We start from the raw sequence: 21,319 nt of genomic DNA, 5'->3' as shown, positions 1-21,319 counted from the left end.
CCCTACGCCTTCATGATTGGCTCCGAGGGAGAGTTCGGCATCCATGCCGGCACCTGGGTGCCTCTGCACGGCAGCATCGAGGGATGGGTGGAGTCGGTGGCTCTCGCAGATCACGCCCGCCGGTGCGCCCGCACTACCACTACGGTGACTGGTGAAGCCGTGGAGGCGCTGCAACTCGAGGGTTTCGAGCCGGTCTTGGAGGTTGCCGGACGCGCAGACACCTGGTGGCGAGGAGCTGACTCTCTTGTGGCCGTCTACCGCGGGGAAGCTGAGTGCATGTTGGCACCGCAGTGCCGGACGGCAACGGTCTACTCCGGGCTCGATGAATGGGGCCTCAAAGGACTCGGCGTTTAAGAGATCACCTGCCATCGATGAGACATCGGGCTGCAGCGTCGCTCTCGGCAAGAGGAACTGATGACAGGACAGTTTGGAATGCATAGAATCGTGCTCAGAGAGCACCAGGTGGATGCGACTGCGCGTATCCGTCACTGGGTCGGATTCCCTGCAAGGTCCTCTGTGCCCGCGGAAGGGGCGCGCGCCACAGTGGTGTCCGCCACGGGGTCTGGCAAGACGATCACGGCTGCGTGGGCTGCGCTGGAGTGCTTCCGTGGCGGGCGGATCCTCGTCATGGTCCCTACCCTCGATCTGCTCGTGCAGACCGTTCAGGCGTGGCGGAGGGTCGGTCACAGGGGGCCGATGGTCGGGGTGTGCTCGCTGGAGAAGGACGACGTCCTGGAGCAGCTGGGCGTACGGACCACTACGAACGCGATCCAGTTGGCGCTGTGGGCGGGGCATGGGCCGGTGGTCGTGTTCGCCACGTACGCCTCTCTCGTGGACCGCGACGACGCGGAGGACCCGTTGGGTCAGGGACGCGTTCGCGGGCCGCTGGAGGCTGCTCTGGCAGGCGGAGAGCGGCTGTACGGACAGACGATGGCCCCGTTCGACATCGCCGTCGTCGACGAAGCCCACTCAACCACGGGTGATCTTGGGCGGCCGTGGGCGGCGATCCACGACAACACCCGCATCCCGGCGGACTTCCGGCTCTACCTCACCGCCACCCCGCGCATCCTCGCCTCCCCTCGCCCGCAGAAGGGCAGGGACGGGCAGGAGCTGGAGATCGCGACCATGGCGTCCGATCCGGACGGCCCGTACGGCGAGTGGATCTACGAGCTCGAACTGTCCGAGGCGATCGAGCGCGGCATCCTCGCCGGGTTCGAGATCGACGTGCTGGAGATCCACGACCCCTCCCCCGCCCAGGCACTATCAGAGGAGGCGCAGCGGGGCCGGCGACTGGCGCTGCTGCAGACTGCGCTCCTGGAGCACGCCGCCGCGCGGAACCTGCGCACGGTCATGACCTTCCACCAACGGGTGGAGGAGGCGATGGCGTTCGCGGAGACGATGCCCCAGACGGCCGCCGAGCTGTACGCGGCCGAGGTCTCCGACAAGGCCCTGGCCGACGCGGACTTGCTGCCGAAGTCGTCGATCGATGCAGAGTTCTACCCGCTGGAGGCCGGCCGCCACGTGCCCCCGGACCGAGTGTGGGCGGCGTGGCTGTGCGGTGACCACCTCGTCGCCGAACGCCGGGAGGTCCTGCGCCAGTTCGCCGACGGCCTCGACGCCGGCAACAAGCGCGTGCACCGGGCGTTCCTGGCCAGCGTGCGGGTCCTGGGCGAGGGCGTCGACATCGTCGGCGAGCGGGGTGTGGAGGCGGTGTGTTTCGCCGACACCCGCGGCTCTCAGGTGGAGATCGTGCAGAACATCGGCCGGGCCCTGCGCCCGAACCCCGACGGCACGAACAAGGTGGCCAGGATCATCGTGCCTGTCTTCCTTAAGCCCGGCGAGGACCCGACCGGCATGGTCGCCTCCGCCTCGTTCGCACCCCTGGTAGCGGTCCTCCAAGGCTTGCGCTCACACTCCGAACGCCTCGTCGAGCAGCTCGCCAGCCGGGCGCTGAGCAGCGGGCGGCGGCAGGTGCACGTGAAGCGGGACGAGGACGGGCGGATCATCGGCGCCACGGCCGAAAAGGAGGGCGGGCAGGACGAGAGCGAGGGCGCGGTGGAGTCAGCGCTGCTGCACTTCTCCACCCCGAGGGACGCGGCGACGATCGCGGCGTTCCTGCGCGCCCGGGTGTACCGGCCCGAGACCCTGGTCTGGCTGGAGGGCTACCAGGCCCTGCTCCGCTGGCGGAAGGACAACCACATCACCGGCCTGTACGCCGTCCCCTACGACACCGAGACCGAGGCCAGCGTCACCAAGGCGTTCCCGCTGGGGCGTTGGGTCCACCAGCAGCGCCGCACCTACCGTGCCGGTGAACTCGATCCCCACCGCAAGACACTGCTCGACGAGGCCGGGATGGTGTGGGAACCCGGCGACGAAGCCTGGGAGAACAAACTCGCAGCCCTGCGCTCCTTCCACCGCGCCCACGGCCACCTCGCCCCCAGACGCGACGCCGTATGGGGCGCCGCCGACAGCGAACTGGTCCCGGTCGGGGAACACATGGCCAACCTCCGCCGAAAAGATGGCCTCGGCAAGAACCCGCAGCGCGCCGCAACGCGGGCCGCGCAGCTGGCCGCGATCGACCCTGACTGGAACTGCCCCTGGCCCCTGGACTGGCAACGCCACTACCGCGTCCTCGCCGACCTCACCGCCGACGAACCCGACGGCACCCTCCCGGCCATCGAGCCCGGCGTGCAGTTCGAAGGCGACGACCTCGGCAAATGGCTCCAGCGGCAACGACGCAGCTGGGCGGAACTCTCCGAGGAACAGCAGCAACGGCTGACCGCGCTGGGGGTAACACCAGCCGAACCGCCCGCACCGGCCCCGGCCGCGAAGGGCACCGGGAAGGTATCAGCCTTCCAGCGCGGTCTCGCGGCCCTCAGCCAGTACATCCAGCGGGAAGGCAGAACCGTCGTTGGAAGGGCGCACATTGAGGAGTTGCCGGACGGTTCGGCGATCAAGCTGGGTGTGTTTCTGAGTAACCAGAAAGCCAGGCGTGACCGGCTGGATGCCGAGCAACGAGCAGCCTTCGCTCAGCTGGGCTACGCCTGGGCCGAAGAGCAGCCCGAGCGCAGCTGACAGCACGTCTGCGGTGTCAGGGACGCCTGGCAGAACCTGGATCTGGTCTCTGGTTCCCTTTGGCTTGTTATGCCCATTACCGGATGAGCCGAAAAGACGTTTGGCTCTGTGTGCGGAGCGCGGAATGGGATGTGGCAAAGGCCGGGTCGGCCGATGTCAGAGCTGTGGACGTACGGTTCTTGGCTGCGGGCGGGACGACGGAGTGTTCGTCGTGGCAGGCGGCGGCCGCCGAAGTGCCCTTTGAGCAGTGTCCGCCTCTGAGGCCGTTTTCAGCCCGCAAGGGCAAGCGCATGGCGCCGGGATGGTGGTGGTCGGCGACCACCGGACGGCTCGTGCATTACGGGTCTGGGGCGATGCGGCTGCATCTGATGCTGCTCGACCGCGATCCACGCGTCCAAGGCCTGGCCAGTCGGCCGCTTGAACTGCGGTGGCGTGCGCCGGACGGGGTGCGTACGCATGTCCCGCAGGTGATGCTCCGGCTCACCGACGGCCAGGGGGTCTTGGCGGACTGCACCGCCAGAGGGGAGCTTTCTCGGCGGCAGCGGTCCCTCGCGGCGGTGGTCGGCGAGGTGTGTGCGTCGGTGGGCTGGCGGTGCTGGGGCCGGTCGATCTGGTGTACTGGCTTCGTTGATGTCTAGGAACAGCGTTTGTCGGTGGGTTGCGAAGGCAGTTGATGATCAAGCGGCTCGCGAATGTTGAGGAGAAACGACGGCGCATGTCCGGTTCGCTCGTTGCGTAAGACGATCTGGTTCGCCGCCGGTGGTGGATAGAGATCATGCGCGCGGCAGACTTGCCCCATGACCGCATCAGATCCCAAGGCTGATCTTCACTTTTATCTGCAGTCCGCCCGTGATGCCCTGCTATGGAAGCTCGAAGGGCTCTCGGAGTACGACCTCCGCCGTCCGTCGACGCCGACCGGCACCAACCTTCTCGGCCTGGTGAAGCACGCGGCGAGCGTGGAGCTGGGCTATCTCGGCGACACCTTCGGACGGCCGTCCGGTGAACCGCTGCCCTGGCTAGAAGACGGTGCCGAGCCCAACGCGGATATGTGGGTCACCGCCGACGAGTCACGCGAGTACATCGTTGAGCTCTACCGCCGAGCGTGGACCCACGCGGACGCGACGCTCGACGCGCTGGCGCTGGACACGATCGGCAAGGTGCCGTGGTGGCCCAGCGGTAAGGACGAGGTGACGTTGCACCACGCCGTGGTGCGCGTGATCGCTGACACGCACCGGCACGCCGGTCATGCCGACATCATCCGGGAGCTCATGGATGGTGCCGTGGGGATGAACAAGGGCAACGACAGCATGGCGCCTGGCGACTCGGCGTGGTGGGAGAACCATCGGAGCCGGCTGGAGCATGCAGCTCAGGAAGCCGACCGACGCGTAACTTCGGATCAGATCAGCTGAGACAGTTTGAGGCGAGATGTGCAGCCGCCTGCCAGGGCGGCTGCACATCGAGGTAGGTAGCGGCAGCGGTCAGCCGGCCTTGGCGGGCTCCTCGGTTCGTGCTCGGGTGCTGGCGAGGCGGTAGGAGTCGGTGCCGGTTTCGATGATGGTGCCGTTGAAGGTGAGGCGGTCGACGATGGCCGCGCAGAGGCGGGGGTCGGTGAAGGTCTTGGTCCAGCCGCCGAAGGACTCGTTGGAGGCGATGGCGACGCTGTTCTTCTCCTCGCGTTCGGTCAAAACTTGGAAGAGGAGTTCGGCTCCGTGCCGGTCGAGTTCCATGTAGCCGAGCTCGTCGATGCAGAGGAGGTCGACGCGTCCGTAGCGGGCGATGGTCTTGTTCAGCTGCTTCTCGTCGGCAGCTTCGACCAGCTCGTTCACGAGCTTGGTGGCCAGCGTGTAGCGGACGCGGTAGCCCTTCATGGCGGCCTCGGTGCCCAGGGCGATGAGCATGTGGGAGGGACTGCTGCACGGATAGGTGACACCTGACCTGGCTTGCTGAGAGGCGGCCTGGAAGGATGTCGCAGTGCCCAAGCCGTATCCGAAGGAGTTCCGCGAGGACATCGTGCGGGTCGCGCGTAACCGCGAGCCCGGCGTCACGCTGGAACAGATCGCCGCCGACTTCGGCGTCCACCCGATCACTCTGTCGAAGTGGCTGCGCCGTGCCGACACCGACGAGGGCGCCAGGCCGGCAGCGGCGTCGGGTGAGTCGGCCCAGCTGCGCGAGGCCCGCAAGCGCATCCGGCTGCTGGAGCAGGAGAACGAGGTCCTCAGAAGGGCAGCGGCGTATCTATCGCAGGCGAACCTGCCGGCAAAATGATGTACCCGCTCGTCCGCGAGCTGGCCGTCGCCGCTGCCCCTCACCGGGTGCCGGTGGCGGTGACGTGCCGGGTGCTCGGGCTGGCCCGCCAGCCCTACTACCGGTGGCTGACCAGACCGGTCACCGACGCCGAGATGGCCGAGGCATACCGGGCCAACGCCCTGTTCGACGCGCACCGCGACGATCCAGAGTTCGGCCACCGCTTCCTGCTCGACGAGGCCCGCGCCGCCGGCGAGGCGATGGCCGAGCGGACCGCCTGGCGGATCTGCCGGGACAACGGCTGGTGGAGCGCCTTCGGCAAGCGAAGAGGCCGCGGCAAGAACGCCAAAGCCGGGCCACCGGTCCACGATGACCTGGTGCGGCGGAACTTCACCACCGACGGGCCGAACCGGTTGTGGCTGACAGACATCACCGAGCACCCAACCGGCGAGGGCAAGCTGTATCTGTGTCAGGGCTGATTCAAAGTCCTGGTGATCATGTATCGGTGCAGGTCAAGCGAGTCCGAGCAGGTCGAGCGGGTGAGTGAAGGGCGCGTAGGAAACCTGCCGTAGCCCGGCGGCGATGCTGCGGTGACCGGCGTCGCGGAGCGTGTTGACCGCGAGGTTCCGCAGTGTGGCCATGTTCGCCGGGCCGTGCCCGGTGCGGACCTTGGATGCGTCCTCGGCGAAGGTTGTATCTCTGACGTGGTGCACGGACTCGATGCCCCAGTGTGCGCGGGCGAGTTGCCCGAGATGCTGCGGGGATGCCTGACGGGAGGTCATGTCGGTGATCGCATAGACCGTCTGCCGGGTGGTCTTCCCGCTCTTGACGTCGGTGCGGTAACGGTGGATCTTCACGGCCTGCGCGACGTGCGGGAAGTCCAGGCCGAGGCCGGTGACGGTCAGCGCACGCACCGAGCGGGTCTCGTGCCGGCCGTGTCCCTGCTCGCGGTCGTGGCGCACCGCGGTGCATTCCTTCCACGGCAGGGCGCGCAGCGCGGTGTGCAGGCGCGGCTGGTTGCGCTTGACCACGAGCACGAAATGGGCCTTCTTCTCCTGTACCAGGTAGCGGGCCTGTTCGCGGCTGGTGTGCAGCGCGTCGGCGGTGACCGTGCAGCCGATCAGGTCGAAGGGCGCCAGCAGCGCGGGCAGGGCGGTGACCTCGGTGGTCTTGTCCGGCACCGGGAGCTGGGAGACCACGCGTCCGGAGCCGGTCAGGGCAGACAGCAGGTGAACGGCGTCGTCGGTGTCGGTGCGCGAGCCGCGGGCGGTCTTGCCGTCCACGGCCACCTGCTCGGCGCCCACCGGGGCGGAGCCGAGCAGATCGGCCAGCCCGCCGGGGCACACCAGGGTGAGCACACGGCGGATCGTGGATGTGGCAGGCGCGCGCCGGATGCCGAGCGGGCCCCGGGACGGGATGCCGAGACGGGCGAGACAGTCCTGCGGGGCATTGCGCGCCCACTGGCCGATGGCCAGGTAGGAGCGGGCCCCGGCCAGCACCGCGCAGGCCGCGGTGAGCAGGACCGACACCAGCGAGTGCCGACGGCCACGGCGGTCGCGCAGGTCGAGCAGTGTCGCCAACCGCTCGGCGACGTCGGGCAGTTCACGCTGGCGCGGCGAGGGCGACTTGGTCAGGCAGACAGTGGCAGACTGGCGGCACATCGAGGCTCCGGTGATACAGGGCGACTTGGTAGGTCACCCCGTCAACTGGAGCCTCGTTGTCTTCGTGACGGCCCACCGGCCACCCCGTCACACCTCCGTGACCAGCAACGCTTCGTGATCACCAGGACTTTGAATCAGCCCTGGTATCTGTGTGCCATCAAGGACGTGTACTCCGGCCGCATCGTGGGCTATTCCATCGACGCCCGAATGAAATCCAGCCTCGCGGTGAGAGCCCTTGAATCCGCAGTGGCCCGTCGCGGCCAGGTCGCCGGATGCATTGTTCATTCCGACCGCGGGTCGCAGTTCCGCTCACGGAAGTTCGTGTCCGTTGTCGTACGTCACAACATGGTCGGCTCCATGGGCCGGGTCGGTGCGGCCGGCGACAACGCGGCCATGGAGAGCTTCTTCGCGCTGCTGCAGAAGAACGTCCTCGACCGCCGTGCCTGGGCCACCCGCCAGGAGCTGCGGATCGCGATCGTCACCTGGATCGAGCGCACCTATCACCGACGCCGGCGTCAAAGACGCCTGGCCCGATTGACCCCCGTCGAGTACGAGACCATCATGACCCCAGCCGCAGCCTTGGCTGCATAAACCCCGCTGTCACCCGATCATGCAGCAGGCCCGGACATGCCATGACCGAACAGGCCGTGCACGCACAGCAGCTCGTGCCCGTGCACTACCACCAGTTCAGGATTAGCGACGAGGCCGGCCCCTACCTGCCCCGCACGCACAACGGCCTGGTCGAGACCGAAGACGGCATCGCCACCATCCTCACCGGCATCCACACCGGCGACGTCGACGTCACCTTCCACACCAACGCCCCCCAGCCGGGAGACACCGGATGGAGGAAATCGTCGAAATCTCGCTGCACTCGCTATCGGGCGAGTTGATGGTGCGCGGCCTGATGGCCGACCTCGACGAGGAACTGCCCGCACTGTCCTTCGCCGGCCCCGGCGACTACCGGCTGCGCATCCACGCGCGCGGCCGCGACAGCGCCGTCGACCTCGCCCCGGACGACGTCACCGAGCGGTACCTCATCCAGGTATGGCCCGCACCAGCCCAGGAGACTGCGGTACTCCGCCAGCGCGACGACTACGGCGCCTCCGTCCGAGCGGAATGACCGCCGCCGCATCCACGGGCCGGCGGCCATGACGAGGTGAGCCCCGGACACCGCTCCGGGGCTCACCCCCATTCCCCCGCACACCTGAAGAGCGCAGCACGGCGGCTAGGGACCAGAAACGGCCACGGGCCGCCAGAGGTGCAAGTCCGCCAGCATCCCCGTCGAAGCCCCGCAGCTCGCCCCCTACAGCCGGTGAAGGGTGGGGATACTTGATGCGGTGGACGCGGTCATCGGGCTGGGTCAGGTACAGAGAGTCGTTGCTTTGTCCGGCCTCCAGGCAGTCCATGTGTGCGGGCAGCGTTCGCGCCGGGGCAGGGGTAGCCAAGCCCTCTTTAGCCTCGCGCTTTCACGAGGTGGGCTGTCCGAGAGTTGATCAGAAACACTGAAAGCGCCCTTGACCTGCAACGATAGGATTTGCTGAGGGGCCTGTTGGCTGCAAGGAAAAGAGCACTTTCCAGGTGAGAGAGCCTATCTCGTCGTACCCGCGTGTCCGTGTCCAGGAAGACGGTCGGCAGGTGGTCTCACAGGCCGGTGCGGTCCTGCTGCTGGAGACGGTCCGCAAAACGGGCCTTGACCAGGCGATATCTGCAGCTCTGGCTCCGTGGCGCAAGCCGCGGGCCGTCCACGATCCCGGCAAGATCCTCTTGGACGTCGCCCTGGCGGTCGCACTGGGCGGAGACTGCCTCGCGGACGTCGTCCTGCTGCGGTGTGAGCCGGCCGTCTTCGGCCCGGTCGCCCCCGACCCGACCGTCTCCCGCCTGATCGACACCCTCGCCGCCTCCGGCGACAAAGCCCTGCAGGCCATCCGGTCCGCACGCTCCGAAGTCCGCCATTGTGCCTGGTCATTGGCCGGCGAGAACGCCCCGGACGCCGATGGCCAGGTCACCGTCGACCTCGATGGCGTCTTCGTGATCGCGCACTCCGACAAGGAGAACGCGGCCCCGACCTGGAAGAAGACCTACGGCCATCACCCGCTGACGGCCTTCGTCGACCACGGACCGGGCGGAACCGGAGAGCCCGTCGCAGCCCTCCTCAGACCGGGAAGCGCGGGCTCCAGCACCGCAGCCGACCACACCACCACCGCCCGACTCGCCCTGGCCCAACTGCCCAAGCGCTACCGACGAGGACGGCAGACGCTGATCCGCACGGACTCCGCCGGCGGCACCCACGACTTCGTGTCCTGGCTCGCGAAGCGGGGCCGATGGCTGTCTTACTCGGTCGGCATGACGGTCACCGAAGCGATCCACGAACACGTGCTGAAGGTCCCCGGCTCGGCCTGGACCCCGGCCGTCGAGGCCGACGCTGAGGCCCGGGACGGGGCCTGGGTCGCCGAGCTCACCGGCAGGCTCCTTCACGGCTGGCCCAAGAGCATGCGGCTCATCGTCCGCAAAGAACGGCCCCATCCCGGCGCCCAGTTGAGGATCACGGACGCAGACGGCATGCGGATCACGTGTTTCGCGACCGACACCACCGGCCGACCGATCGCCGAGCTCGAACTGCGCCACCGGCTCCGGGCACGGGCCGAGGACCGGATCCGGACCGCCCGTGCCACCGGCCTGCGCAACCTGCCTCTGCACAACACCGCCCAGAACCGGGTCTGGATGGAGATCGTCCAGATCGCGCTCGACCTGCTGGCCTGGATGCCCATGCTCGCCCTGACCGGCCGGGCCAGGCTCTGGGAACCGCGTCGCTTGCGGTTCCGCCTGTTCTCCGCAGCCGGCCAGCTCGTCACCACCGGCTGGCGCAGGATTCTCCGCCTCGCCCGGCACTGGCCCTGGACCGGCGAGATCACCGCCGCCCTCGAACGGCTCGCGCTCCTGCCCGACCCCGGCTGACCAGCAACCCACCGTCCCTGCGACAGCATCACCCGCCCCGGGCAGTGGAACCCGGCGCCCACCCGACGCGATAGCCGGGCCACCGGCCTGCCCACCATCAGCTCCGGAAAGCAAAAGGGTCCACCGACTCCGTCGGCGGACCCTCAAGAAAGATCGAGGTTAGGAGCTTGAATAGGGGACCATCCCCGCGGGCGCGGGGATGGTCCCACGCGCTGACGCACAGCGGCCCCGCCCATGCTCTGCGCTTTTCTTGCCCACCACCTGTGACTGCTTCCTCCGGGACCATCCGTCCCAGTATCAAGCTGTCCGACTGGCAGGGGGAACTTTAGGCGGGTTTCAGCTTGGTGCCTGAGCTCCACCGCCTGCCCGGATGCGCTTAAGGACATCGCAGTGGAGGGCAGCGAGCCCTGCGGGCGGTAGGGGAGCGGGGCTGCCGGTGAGGTGGTACCAGTCCTCGGCGTCGGCGTACTGGACGGTGAGGGCGGCGCGACCGCCGGGTTGGAGAGTGGTGGCGACAGTGAGGTCACCGGTGACGATGCCGACCTCGTCGGTCATGGCTCCGCCGGGGCCAGCCTTCACAGTGTCTGCCAGCCGCTCCGGTTTGTCCGGCGCCGAGGGCGTATTCATAGCGTGCAGGTGTCGATCATCTTAGTGAGCATGGCTTTCTCATCCTGGGTGACGGTCAGTTTGTACGCGGCCTTGACGGCGACCCAGGAGCGGCCGTAGGTACACCAGTAGGAGCGATTCGGTGGCTGCCACTCGTCCGGGCCTTGGTCGCCCTTCGAGCGGCTCGTGGCGGCGGATACGGCCAGCAGTTGCGGATGGGTGAGGTCATTGGCGAATGCTTCGCGCTCGTCCTGTTTCCAGGCGTCGGCGCCAGAGCGCCAGGCGTTGGCTAGGGGCACAGTGTGGTCGATGTCGAGGTCGGCAGTAACGGTGAAGGTCTTGTTCTCGTAGACGCTCACCCACTTCCCGGACACGGCCCTGCACTCGGCGTCGCGCTGTACACCGGTGCCGTCGCGCTGAAGGATCATTTCGCGAGTGTCGCAGCTTTCCCCTTGGGCGGCCCAGTGAGGGAATTTTGCGCGGCTGTAGCCCGCCATCGACCCCTGAATTGCCACTCTCAGACTATCCAGCGCGGTGCGGGCCTCTTCAGCGCTTGGAAGCCCGGGTAGCCTCGACGCTGTCTCCGTTTGCCTACCTTCTGCTCCTGCGGCGCTGTCTTCAGTGGGAGCGGCGGCGCCTGCAGGTGTGACGCCGCTGGCGTCGGGGGTCGGCTCGGTCACCGTCGAACACCCTGTCAGCGTGACGGCCAAAACGGCCACTGCCAGCCCCCACGTCCGTCGCCGCTGTTCATGGTTCACGTTCCGCACTCTGGCCTCTTCCGGCTCGACAACTGGACTGTGCACGCTATCTGGCCAGGGGGTGCAGGCGACCATGTTCACGCCACATACTTGATGGACGATTAGGTGGTGACGTACCGATCTGGGAATCGGGTGCAGCAGAACGCTTGTGGGCAGAGGGTGCCTGCCACAAGCGGGCGAGTAATCGTTGTGCCGGCTTCCGTGGCGGACATGACCTCAGCCCGGCCGGAACTTTGCAGTGGCGGGATTTGGATGTGCGCTATCGGTCTCTGGCTTGTACGCCGGTGTCTGGGTCACCGTAGGTTGGCGCATCCCTGAACGGTGCGGTCCCGGCACACGATGCCGAGCTCAGGTCCCTGCGTTGTCGGCAAGCACCTGACCGAAGACGTCGTAGACGCTGACGCGGGTTCTCTGCGGTTTTGTGTAAGCGGTGAACGTCTTCACGATGGCCTCCGCCGTGGACGTGGGATCCGTGACTGGGTTTGGGCCGCCGTTGATGTCGGTGGAGATGAAGACTGTTCCGGATTTGTCGTCCGAGTCACCGATGATTCTCTGGACTCGTGAGGCTGCCTTCTGCTGACTCGCGTTGCCGTGCTTATCCACCCACGACCGGAACTCCTGCGCCTGCTTGGAGGACTTGGCTCGATCACTGTCCTGGGGGAGTTTCGTGGCCACGCCGGTGGGGCCAGGCTCGACGGAGTCGTCTTGAAGATTGCATCCGGTGAGTAGCGCGGCCGTAGCTGCGATGCCCAACAGCGGGATGATCATTGCGCGCATGGTCTCTCCAGCGTGGGGGACGAGAAGAGCCCTTCCGATGCCGAAGCCCGGAAGGGCGCAGGACTCAGTGTGTCAGAACAGGATGGCGTCGGCTTTGTCGTTCCAGCTGCCGCCGTAGGTGTAGTCGTAGTTACTGAAGTTGGACCACAGGGTGTAGCCGGAAGCGAGGATCAGGCGCGGGTCCGGCAGACCGGAGCGGAAGTCGTACAGGGTGACACCGCGCTGGGAGCGCATGACGGCCGCGCTGGACGCCTTGTCCCGGAAGGAGGGCGAGTATATGTCGAGGTGGCGGGTCTTGGATGTGTCGTAGGTGGGCCACTGCAGGCGGCGTCCCTTGTAGTTGGAGTCTTGCCACAGACAGACCCACCCAGTGCGGCAGTCGTCATAGGCGAGCACGGAGGCACTGTCCGTGGCCTGTCTCGCCTGCCCCTTGAGGGCAGCGGCTGCTCCCTGTCGAGCCTCCTTGGTGGGGGCGACGCTGGCCAGACGGCTGTTGGCCTCGGTGTTGTCGTCGAAGCACTCCATGGTGCCGTCCTCGTCGACCTCGGCGCAGATCTGGGCGCCCCCCCAGTCGCCGGCCGGATCGATCTTCTCGCCGTTGTAGTACATGTCCACCTTGAGATCCGGATCGGCCGCGGCATGCACTGCGGCCTCCTCCTCAGGTGAGAGGACATCCGTGATCACAGCGGGTGTCTCCTCTGTGTCTGCCGCAACGGCGGGGGCCGTGGTGGCCGCGAGCACGATGGCAACGGCAATAACGAGATGGCGAATGCGCACGTGTGATCTCCCTGGGAAGTAGTCGATTTGATCAGACAGCGTGAGCTGGCCGGATGGGAAGGAGAGGGCCGTTGCCCGACTGCTCTCCAGGAGCTGGCGATGAGGGACTGCGACCGGGCAGTCGATATCCCGGTGCTGAGCAGAGGACGATAGGTCAGGGGATTTCAACGCATTGGGTGAGACGCACGATCACCATGCCGTGGAACCGCAACCGGTCGCGAACCCAGTGCTGCCTCGAAGAAATCGCAGTGCAGGTGCCTGTGTAAGGGCGTGGCTGTTTGACAGCCTTGCAGTGCTTCTCGGAAACACGATCCCCCCAGATGAGCGCCGAGCGTGAGACGGTCTTCGGTCCGTGACCTCTATGCGTGCACCGAGGCAGGATGTTCCGCCGTGTCACTCCGGTCACTGTAGTTGCACTAGTCACGGGTCAGACAGCGCCGAGAATGCGCCTGGCCGGATCGGTCCCGCACGCCGCGGTCAAGCGGAATCTTCATTCCGCACCGCGCAGTAAGCCCTTGCAGCAGTGTGCCAGGAAAGCGGAGTTTGCCTACCCGTAGAGCGTCTTGATCAGGTTGTCTTGATTTTGACGGAGCGAACGGGCCGTGGCGCGGTCTGTTCAATTTCCTTCGGGAATCGATCGGTTACGCTGGCCGTTGCGTTGAGCAAACGGTGTACCCCTTGGTGGGACATATCTATCCAGCAACTGCACAAGGTTGTACCGGTTTGCATACCTGATCGACTGCAGACGTGTTCACCAAGTTCATGTCCGACCTGAAGCACTTCGCATGGAAGAGCCTGCCACTAGGGTCTGTTGCGAAAGTGGATCTTGTTCGTTCATGATCATGTCCTGTGGGACGTGGGGATCTGACGAACGGCCAGTGGGCCCGGCTTGAGCCACTGCTGCCGCGGGGCATCAAGCCGGGCCGGCCGCAGGTGTGGACGCGGCGGCAGCTGATAGACGGCATACGGTGGCGGACCCGGACCGGCGCCCCGTGGCGTGACGTGCCCGAGCGCTATGGCCCATGGGACCGGGTCTATGACCTGTTCCGGCGCTGGCAGCGGGACGGCACCTGGGCTGGCATCCTCACCCGGCTCCAGGCCGAGGCCGATGCGAAGGGCCTGATCACCTGGGACGTGAACGTCGACTCCACCGTCTGCCGGGCCCATCAGCACGCCGCAGGGGCGGCGAAAAGGGGGACCTCCAGAAGGAGCCGCCCGGCGGTGTCTTCGCCGAGCCGGCCGACCACGGCCTCGGACGCTCCCGGGGCGGCCTGACCAGCAAAATCCACCTCGCGGTCGAGCAGGGCCAAAAGCCCTTGTCCGTCGTGGTCACGGCCGGGCAGCGGGGCGACTCGCCGCAGTTCGGGCCCGTCCTCGAGGCGATCCGCGTGCCCCGGATCGGACCCGGCAGGCCACGCAAGCGGCCGGACCGGGTACGAGCCGACAAGGCGTACGACTCCCGCGTCAACCGCTCCTACCTGCGCAGACGCGGGATCAAGGCCACGATCCCCATCCCGGCGGACCGCGTCCGTAACCGGCAGAAGCGCGGCTCGCGCGGCGGGCGGCCGCCGAAGTTCGACAGGGACGACTACAAGCAGCGGCATGCGGTCGAGTGCGGGATCAACCGCCTCAAGCGCCACCGGGCCGTCGCCACCAGGTACGACAAACTCGCCGTCCGCTACGAAGCGACCGTGCTGGTCGCGGCCATCAACGAATGGCTGTGACCAGCACTTTCGCAACAGGCCGTGCCGCTTCCTGGACCGGCTCGCCGGCCACTTCGACCACAAGGTCCACCTCGTGGCCGACGGGCACCGCGCCCACCGCTCCAAGAAAGTCCGCGACTGGCTCGCCGCCCACCCCGACGACGTCGAACTGCACTTCCCGCCGCCGTACTCACCCGAGCTGAACCCCGACGAACTGGTCAACGCCGACCTCAAGCACAGCCTGCCCCGGCAGCACCGAGCCCGTGATCAGGCCGAACTCACCGCCGAGACCCGCCACTTCTTCCGCCGACGCCAGCGTCAGCCGCACATCGTCCGCGACTACTTCGGCGGCCCGCACGTCCGCTACGTCCTGGACGAGAACCCCATAAGTTTCTGATCAATAGCTGACGGTTGGTCAGGTGTGTTCGGTGACTTCGTGGCGCGGTTCGCGGGACGCTTCGGGCGGGTGGAGCCGAGACGGTGCATGGTGTCCTATCTGCGGGGACTGCTCAGCGAGGCGGAACGGAAGAACGGCTGGACCCTGGCCGAAGCCGCCGGCGATGACGGTCCTCAGGGGATGCAGCGGCTGCTGAACTACTACCTGTGGGATGCCGATGCTCTGCGGGACGACGTCCGCGACGCGGTCGTGGAGCACATCGCAGGTCCCGACCGGGGAATTTTGATCCTCGATGAGACGGGCTTTTTGAAGAAGGGCATCAAGTCGGCGGGGGTGGCCCGGCAGTACTCGGGGACGGCCGGCCGGATCGAGAATTCCCAGATCGGAGTTTTCCTGGCTTACGGATCCGACCGGGGGCGGGCCCTGATCGACCGCGAGCTGTATCTCCCGAAGGGCTGGATACCGGACCGCGAGCGGTGCCGGGCCGCAGGCATCGGTGACGATGTCGAGTTCGCCACCCAGCCGGACCTGGGCCTGCGGATGCTCCAGCGTGCTGTGGAGTCGGGGATCCCTTTCGGGTGGGTGACCGCCGACGAGGTCTACGGCCAGAGGAGCCGGATCCGGATGTGGCTGGAAGAACATGACATCCCCCATGTTCTGGCCGTCCCGAAATCCCAGATGGTCATGACCATGGAATTCTTCGGCCAGGCCCGCGCACACCAGCTGGTCAGCGAACTCCCCGGCGACGCTTGGGCGCGTCTGAGCTGCGGTGACGGTGCTCACGGGCCGCGCGAGTACGACTGGGCGGCGGCCCCGATCCGGCCCTGGCGGCGGGAAGGCTGGGACCACTGGGTACTGGCACGGCGCAGCCTCACCGATCCCACGGACCTCGCCTACCACATCTGCTTCTGCCCGGCCGGGACCCTGTTGGAGGAACTCGCGCGGATCGCAGGGTCCCGGTGGATGGTCGAGGAATGCTTCCAGACCGCGAAGAACGAAACCGGACTCGATCACTATCAAGTCCGCGGCTACACCGCCTGGTACCGGCACATAACCTTGTCCATGGCCGCCCTCGCCTTCCTCGCCATCCTGCGGGCAGAGGCAAAAAAGGGGACCCGGACACCGGCAGTGATCAACCCCTCATACCCCTGACCACGAACGAAGCCCGGCGGCTCTTCACCCGCATCTCCTCTCCCCTCCGCCACCACATCCGACACGTACTCGCATGGTCACTATGGCGAAGAAGAAGCCAAGCACGAGCCCGCATCAGCCACCACAAACGCAGAGGAAATCACGAAGTGTCGTTGCAGTACTAATTTTGATTGGATTATTCAGGACCTAGATACTGAAGTTCACCAGGGATGGGTAGAACGTGAATGCCACCGTCACGGATTTGCCACTCGACTGCACCATCAACCTCGGACGTTGCAATGAACAACCCCTGCACGCCCATTGAACTGTCACTTGAAGAAATCCTGGAAATCTCTTCCAATTGACCATGCAGCCAGGACGTATCACCCTCTTGAATGTCGCCACCGTAAAACACATACGAGGTCCAATTGAACGGTTGCCCCGGGAAGGCCCAGCCGCCAGAATAATGGCCTTCAGCATTTTTTGATATAATGCCCTTAATTTGGGTCAGCTGTTCTCGATCACACTCCAACCAACCCCTGATTGACACATACACAGCCATTGAATCACCCAATCATTAGCCATTATTGCGACAGGCCAGGCATCATTACACGATGCCTGGCCTGTCGATCATAGCAGTGACGTCCGCGCGTGCGAACGGTTAAGGCAGAACGATCGGTTGCGTATCGATCACTGCCGGCATGCGATACCTTTGCGAATAACGCTTGATGGCGTCCACTATACCTGGCCCCGGGGAACCATCGAACTGGAAATAGGGAACGCGACCGGTGGTGCCAGCCATCTTGAATGTTGCCTGATCCTGTCGCCGAAAGGCCTTACCCAATTGAAAGTTGGCAGGCTTAGCCTGTGCGACATACGTATCACTGACGGCATCGAACTCACGCCCCTCGGGGTCATTTGCAAACTTGACCCGAGATTCACCATTCAGACGTTCCGCCAGGGCATCGGCCGACGGATCTGGTTTATTGACCTTCACCAGCGAACCCATACCATTATTGGTTGAGGTGCCTTTTTCCGCGTCCGCTTCACGGAGCGCTTTCCCTAAACCATCGTTGATCCGCCCGATGCCGTCCCCTACACCGTATGCTCCGGCGCCGATCATGGCGACGCCGCCCGCGGCGATAGGGGCGCCGGCGAGGCAGCCGACTCCGGTGAGGCAGATGCCGGCGCCGGTGATGGTGGCGTCTCCGCCGAGGCCCATCAGCATCATGCTGCCGACGGTTTCGGCGCTGCCTATCCAGATGTCGGGCTGGGAGACGACCGCACTGCCGTAATTGACGAACGTGTCCTTGGCACCTGACAGCCAGCCCGTGAAAGAGCCCCCGGCACCACCGCTTGAGGTGTTGCCGCTGCTGCTGGTGTGCGCGGTACCCGTGCTGTTGTAGTGAACCTTGCCGCAGCTTCCGTGGTGGCAGCTTCCGGCACTATTGTTGCCTGGGTCGATCGGGCCGTCCGTGATGATTTCGCCGGGCTTGTCGTCGTCGAAGACCACGCGGCCCTTGGGCACGCCGACGCCGCATGCATCGGCCATGCACATGCCAGATGGGTCGGACATGGTGACGGGTGTGTTGTTGGCGTAGCTGTAGCCGTTGAGGGACTGGTGCTGGTCGGTCGACAGGACCGGGTCGACGCTGACGAATTGGCCGGTGGTGGGGTCGTATTCGCGGGCGCCCACGTGGGTGAGGCCGGTTGCGTCGTCGGCGGGCTTGCCGAGGAATGCCTTGTCGTCGGGCCAGAAGGCTGGTTTGGCGCCTCGGGGTGCGCCGAAGGGTGTGGTGTAGCGCTTGGTGATCGCGTACGACGTCGCGTCGAGGGCGGTGCTGGAGGTGCCGTGGTGGTCACTGGCCAGGAAGCTCAGCTTGGTTCCGGTGACTCCGGACGTTGCGGTACGGACCGCGATGGTCTGACCGTTGGCGGTGTAGTAGCGGATGCCAGAGGCGGTCTTGGTGGTGCCCTTGGTCGTGAGGTGCAGTTCTGTGCCGGCGCCGAGGTAGAGGATAGTCTCGCCGTCTGCTTTGGCGCGGCGGATGAGCAGCTCGCCGTCGGCGTCGTAGAGGTAGCTTGTCTCCTTGGTGCCCTCGGTGAGCTTGGACAGGTCGCCCTCGGTGTTCCAGGCGAGCGTCTGCTGAGCCGTGGAGCCGGGGCGGGAGGTGGTGTTGCCGCTGGTGTCGTAGGAGTAGGCGGCCGCGCGGGCGCCCGTCGTCTTGTCCAGCGTGTGCGGCTTGCTGTCCTTGGTGGTGTCGTCGTAGGTGTACGTCGTGGAGCTGTCGCCGGTGGTGGTGTGCTGGGTTTCCGTCTTGCGCTGGCCGGCGCCGGTGTAGGTGTAGGACGTCCAGTAGGGGGCCGCGCCGTCGAGGTTGGCGGTCGTGCGGCCGGTGGTGGCGCAGTCGGCGGTTTTCGGGGTCCAGGCTTCGGTCATGCGGCGGTTGCCGTCGTAGGTGAAGCACTGGTAGTCGGCCTTGGCCGTGCCGCCTTGGGTGGTGGCGTCGAAGATCGAGGTGACGTTGCCGGCGTCGTCCTGCGTGAACTTCAGTTCCTGTGGCATGTAGCCGTGGACGTCGTCGGTGACATAGGAGCGGGTCAGGCGGCGGGTGCCCTCCTCGTTCCAGTTGAGGTAGGCCTTCTTCGCCGAGGACGAGCCGTCCATGCCCAAGGTGAGCTGGCGCAGGTCACCCTGCGGGGAGAAGGCGGCACCCTGCAGGTAGCCGGTGGTGCCCTTGGCGGTGAGCTGCTGGCCCAGGGCACCGGAGGTGTAGGAGACCGTCTCGGCCGCCAGGCCGCCCGCGGCTGGGGCCGAGTACTGGCTGACGGTGCCGTCCAGGTTGTAGCCCGTGGTGAACGACAGCGTCTTCGGCACGTAGCCGCCGGTGACCAGCGGCTCGGTGTCGGGCAGGAGCAGCTGGTTGCCGGTCGCGTTGTACATCGAGTCGAAGGCGGTGACCTTCTCGGTGTAGGCCTTGCCGCTCACGCCGCCGTCGTAGCGGGTGGCGATATCCTGCTGGCCCTTGGCCACGGAGTTGAATCCCCAGGCGGCGAGCTTGTTGGCGTCGCTCTTGTCGCTCTGCCACATGCCCGTCCTGCGGCCCAGATCGTCGTACTCGAACAGCAGCTTTTTGGAAGCGTCGTCGTTCGGTGTGGTGCTGGCGACCTGGTCGAGGTTGTTGTACTCGGTACTCGACTTGCCCTTGTCCGGGTCGGTCGTCGCGGTCTGCCGGCCGAAAAGGTCGTACGTGTACGTCCACTTGGTTTGGTCGGGGCCGGTGACGGTCTTCGGCTGGCCTGCGGGGGTGTAGGTGTAGTCGGTGGCGGTGTAGTCCGTGCCGGTCGGTGTGGGGCCGGCGTACTCGCGGCGCTGTGTCGTCTGGCCCAGTGCGTTGGTGACGACGGCGGTGGCCTGGCCGCCGGTCGGGGCGGTGGTGGCGACGGTATCGCCGGTGTAGGTGGTGTCGGTGGTCCAGCGGGTAACCCCGTGGACCTTGGTCACCGCCGTCTTGGGGCGGGCGGCGCCGTCGTACGTCGTGTCCGTCTGGATGGGCGCCTGGCCGCCGGATACCTCTGCGGCCTGGGTGCTGGGCAGGGAGGTGCTGTCCCAGATGTCGGTCTGCTGGCTGACCGCGAGGCCGCGTGAGTCGTAGAGCGTCAGAGAGATGATCCGGCCGCCCTGCGGGGTGGGTGCCTGGACCTGGCGCGAGCGCAGCAGGGAGTCGTAGAACTCGTAGCTGGTGTTGTAGCCCGAGCCGTCGTTCTTGAGAGTTCCGGTCGCCACCCAGGACATGTCGGCGCTGGTGACGTGGTAGTCGTAAACGTAGTTGGGGGTCTTGCCCAGGACTTTGGAGCGGTTGGGCAGCCAGACCTTGGTGATGCGGCCGAGGCTGTCGTACTCGCTTTCGCTCACCTTGTTGTTGGGGTCGGTGATCTTCAGTGTGGCACCGGTCGCGAAGTCCACTGTCGTGGTGGTCTTGTACGTCTTGGCGTCGGCGACCGCCGTCGACGTCACAGGGCCCGAGGCCGGTGGGACGTAGGTGGTGGTGGAGACCGCCAGGTCATCGGTGTTCTTGACGACCAGCGGACGCCCGAGGGTGTCGTACGTCGTCGTGGACGTCTTCTGCCATGCCGGGGCGTCGTCAGTGCCGTATCCCTTTGCGCGCCCGGTCCAGTTGGCGTCTCCCTTGACCGGTTTTTGTGATGCGGTCCAGGCGGTGGCCGTCGTGCTGTCGTAGACGGCGGCGGTGTCGGAGATGACGTCGCCGGGGCGCGTGGAGTCGGCTGGGAGGTCGAGTGCCGCGTCCGTGGTCGCGCAGCCGGCGGCGACGGTGCGGGTGCGGGAGACGAGGGCGTTGATGCCCATGTCGTCGTTGCGTGCGTACCAGGTGCGGGTGCACTTTTCGTCGCCCGCGATCGAGTCGTCGCCTTCGTCCTCGACGGTGTCGGCCATGCCGTAGTCGTCGTAGGTCGTCTTCACCGTGTGCACCCGGTCGAACGGGGTGAGCTTGCTGGTGATGTGGGTGCGGGTGTGGGTGGCGGCGGGGACGGAAGTGGGGTGAGATCCCGTTGAACGCCGGCAGGAACCGCTGGGCCGCGCCGGCGGAGCGGAAGCCCTTCATCGCCGCCCGTTCGCGCTGTCTCGTTGGCTGGTGGCTGTTCTCCGCCCGGGTGTTCAGGCCCTTGTGGGAGCGGTGCTCCACCGAGGGCCTGACCTCGCGGTGAGCGGCACCGTAGGAGCGGAGCTCATCGGTGATGATCACACGGGGCACCGCACCGGTCTTCTTGAGGAGTGGGCGGAAGAAACGCCTGGCCGCGGCCGTGTCCCGGCGGGACTGGACGAGGACGTCGAGCACGTTGCCGTCCTGGTCGGCCGCCCGCCGCAGGTATTGCCGTTCCCCGTTGATGGTGATGAAGACCTTGTCCAGATGCCACTTGTCGCCGGGCCGGGGACGCCGGTGCCGCAGTTCACGGGCATATCCGGGCCCAAACGCCGCGTATCACTGCCGGACCGTCTCATGGGAGACGACCATGCCGCAGGCGGGCATGGGCTCCTCGACCTCGCGGAAGCTGAGCGGGAAGCGGTGGTACAACCACACGCAGTGCGCGATGATCTCCGCCGGGTACCGGAACCCCTTGTACGACGGCGCCACGGCGCCCCCTCCCGATGCCCAACGACCCGAGAATCATCCCAGGGACTCAGCCCACCAACCAAGTTGACAACGCCCGGCT

Annotated in this window: 15 protein-coding genes and 8 pseudogenes; 13 read left to right on the top strand and 10 right to left on the bottom strand. The window is 66.4% G+C overall.

Translation table 11 applies throughout. The features are described 5' to 3' along the window. The 4 genes and pseudogenes from QQY24_RS31810 to QQY24_RS31795 all read left to right on the top strand — a co-directional run. A pseudogene (locus QQY24_RS31810) lies at nucleotides 1–354 on the top strand (hypothetical protein); the annotation flags it as partial. 78 nt (nucleotides 355–432) lie between these two features. Continuing rightward, nucleotides 433–3,075, top strand: coding sequence for a DEAD/DEAH box helicase (locus QQY24_RS31805; protein WP_301976089.1), 2,643 nt, complete (start codon nucleotides 433–435; stop codon nucleotides 3,073–3,075). A gap of 83 nt (nucleotides 3,076–3,158) precedes the next feature. Further along, complete coding sequence (locus tag QQY24_RS31800; RefSeq protein ID WP_301976088.1) at nucleotides 3,159–3,713, top strand: TnsA-like heteromeric transposase endonuclease subunit; 555 nt, start codon at nucleotides 3,159–3,161, stop codon at nucleotides 3,711–3,713. A 159-nt stretch (nucleotides 3,714–3,872) separates the two neighbouring features. Beyond that, nucleotides 3,873–4,484 carry a DinB family protein gene (locus tag QQY24_RS31795; protein WP_301976087.1) on the top strand — a complete coding sequence of 204 codons (612 nt, stop codon included), beginning with the start codon at nucleotides 3,873–3,875 and terminating at the stop codon, nucleotides 4,482–4,484. Nucleotides 4,485–4,553: 69 nt separating this feature from the next. Here the strand turns inward: QQY24_RS31795 and QQY24_RS31790 are convergent. Then, nucleotides 4,554–4,979, bottom strand: a pseudogene (locus QQY24_RS31790) (ATP-binding protein); the annotation flags it as partial. A gap of 67 nt (nucleotides 4,980–5,046) precedes the next feature. Between QQY24_RS31790 and QQY24_RS31785 the strand changes: the two are divergent. Together QQY24_RS31785 and QQY24_RS31780 are read left to right on the top strand one after the other, a co-directional pair. Then, nucleotides 5,047–5,340, top strand: coding sequence for a transposase (locus QQY24_RS31785; RefSeq protein WP_301976086.1), 294 nt, complete (start codon nucleotides 5,047–5,049; stop codon nucleotides 5,338–5,340). Next, the gene (locus tag QQY24_RS31780) at nucleotides 5,337–5,798 is read left to right on the top strand and encodes a hypothetical protein (RefSeq protein WP_301976085.1); all 462 of its coding nucleotides are present in this window, start codon (nucleotides 5,337–5,339) and stop codon (nucleotides 5,796–5,798) included. Before QQY24_RS31785 ends, QQY24_RS31780 begins: the two co-directional genes overlap by 4 nt. A 33-nt stretch (nucleotides 5,799–5,831) precedes the next feature. On the opposite strand, the gene QQY24_RS31775 is transcribed toward QQY24_RS31780, so the two are convergent. Continuing rightward, nucleotides 5,832–6,980: an ISAs1 family transposase gene (locus QQY24_RS31775; RefSeq protein ID WP_301975985.1), complete on the bottom strand. Its 1,149-nt coding sequence runs from the start codon at nucleotides 6,978–6,980 to the stop codon at nucleotides 5,832–5,834. 144 nt (nucleotides 6,981–7,124) lie between these two features. Here QQY24_RS31775 and QQY24_RS31770 point away from each other — a divergent pair. The 4 genes and pseudogenes from QQY24_RS31770 to QQY24_RS31755 form a co-directional block, all read left to right on the top strand. Beyond that, nucleotides 7,125–7,571: pseudogene (locus QQY24_RS31770) on the top strand (transposase); the annotation flags it as partial. Between the two features lie 41 nt (nucleotides 7,572–7,612). Beyond that, nucleotides 7,613–7,870 (top strand): hypothetical protein, encoded by a 258-nt coding sequence (locus QQY24_RS31765; protein WP_301976084.1) that lies wholly within the window; start codon nucleotides 7,613–7,615, stop codon nucleotides 7,868–7,870. Further along, on the top strand, nucleotides 7,822–8,100 hold the full coding sequence (locus tag QQY24_RS31760) for a hypothetical protein (protein ID WP_301976083.1): 279 nt from the start codon (nucleotides 7,822–7,824) through the stop codon (nucleotides 8,098–8,100). Before QQY24_RS31765 ends, QQY24_RS31760 begins: the two co-directional genes overlap by 49 nt. 458 nt (nucleotides 8,101–8,558) lie before the next feature. Next, nucleotides 8,559–9,935, top strand: a complete 1,377-nt coding sequence (locus QQY24_RS31755; protein WP_301976082.1) for an IS1380 family transposase — start codon at nucleotides 8,559–8,561, stop codon at nucleotides 9,933–9,935. Between the two features lie 336 nt (nucleotides 9,936–10,271). Here QQY24_RS31755 and QQY24_RS31750 read toward each other — a convergent pair whose 3' ends face one another. From QQY24_RS31750 to QQY24_RS31735, 4 genes are all read right to left on the bottom strand, one after another. Beyond that, nucleotides 10,272–10,562: a hypothetical protein gene (locus QQY24_RS31750; RefSeq protein ID WP_301976081.1), complete on the bottom strand. Its 291-nt coding sequence runs from the start codon at nucleotides 10,560–10,562 to the stop codon at nucleotides 10,272–10,274. Beyond that, entirely contained in the window at nucleotides 10,559–11,056 is a 498-nt protein-coding gene (locus QQY24_RS31745) for an HNH endonuclease family protein (RefSeq protein ID WP_367658029.1), read from the bottom strand. The genes QQY24_RS31750 and QQY24_RS31745 overlap by 4 nt, the downstream gene beginning before the upstream one ends. Nucleotides 11,057–11,647: 591 nt before the next feature. Then, complete coding sequence (locus QQY24_RS31740) at nucleotides 11,648–12,067, bottom strand: hypothetical protein (protein ID WP_301976080.1); 420 nt, start codon at nucleotides 12,065–12,067, stop codon at nucleotides 11,648–11,650. 81 nt (nucleotides 12,068–12,148) lie between these two features. After that, on the bottom strand, nucleotides 12,149–12,760 hold the full coding sequence (locus QQY24_RS31735) for a peptidase inhibitor family I36 protein (RefSeq protein WP_301976079.1): 612 nt from the start codon (nucleotides 12,758–12,760) through the stop codon (nucleotides 12,149–12,151). 942 nt (nucleotides 12,761–13,702) lie between these two features. Between QQY24_RS31735 and QQY24_RS31730 the strand changes: the two are divergent. The 3 genes and pseudogenes from QQY24_RS31730 to QQY24_RS31720 all read left to right on the top strand — a co-directional run bounded on the left by QQY24_RS31730 (nucleotide 13,703) and on the right by QQY24_RS31720 (nucleotide 16,105). Further along, nucleotides 13,703–14,577 (top strand): annotated as a pseudogene (locus QQY24_RS31730) (IS5 family transposase). A 22-nt stretch (nucleotides 14,578–14,599) separates the two neighbouring features. After that, nucleotides 14,600–14,953 (top strand): annotated as a pseudogene (locus tag QQY24_RS31725) (transposase); the annotation flags it as partial. A gap of 3 nt (nucleotides 14,954–14,956) precedes the next feature. Continuing rightward, the gene (locus QQY24_RS31720) at nucleotides 14,957–16,105 is read left to right on the top strand and encodes an IS701 family transposase (protein WP_301976418.1); all 1,149 of its coding nucleotides are present in this window, start codon (nucleotides 14,957–14,959) and stop codon (nucleotides 16,103–16,105) included. A gap of 175 nt (nucleotides 16,106–16,280) precedes the next feature. On the opposite strand, the gene QQY24_RS31715 is transcribed toward QQY24_RS31720, so the two are convergent. From QQY24_RS31715 to QQY24_RS31700, 4 genes and pseudogenes are all read right to left on the bottom strand, one after another. Then, nucleotides 16,281–16,646 carry a hypothetical protein gene (locus QQY24_RS31715; RefSeq protein ID WP_301976078.1) on the bottom strand — a complete coding sequence of 122 codons (366 nt, stop codon included), beginning with the start codon at nucleotides 16,644–16,646 and terminating at the stop codon, nucleotides 16,281–16,283. Between the two features lie 99 nt (nucleotides 16,647–16,745). Continuing rightward, nucleotides 16,746–17,072: pseudogene (locus QQY24_RS31710) on the bottom strand (restriction endonuclease fold toxin); the annotation flags it as partial. Between the two features lie 567 nt (nucleotides 17,073–17,639). Continuing rightward, nucleotides 17,640–20,627: pseudogene (locus QQY24_RS31705) on the bottom strand (RHS repeat-associated core domain-containing protein); the annotation flags it as partial. Beyond that, nucleotides 20,623–21,240, bottom strand: a pseudogene (locus tag QQY24_RS31700) (IS6 family transposase); the annotation flags it as partial. The pseudogenes QQY24_RS31705 and QQY24_RS31700, both read right to left, overlap by 5 nt. Nucleotides 21,241–21,319 lie beyond the last annotated feature (79 nt).

It is taken from the genome of Streptomyces sp. TG1A-8, from assembly GCF_030499535.1.
Taxonomy (GTDB): Bacteria; Actinomycetota; Actinomycetes; order Streptomycetales; family Streptomycetaceae; genus Streptomyces.
This window is presented reverse-complemented; position numbering and strand designations above follow the sequence as displayed.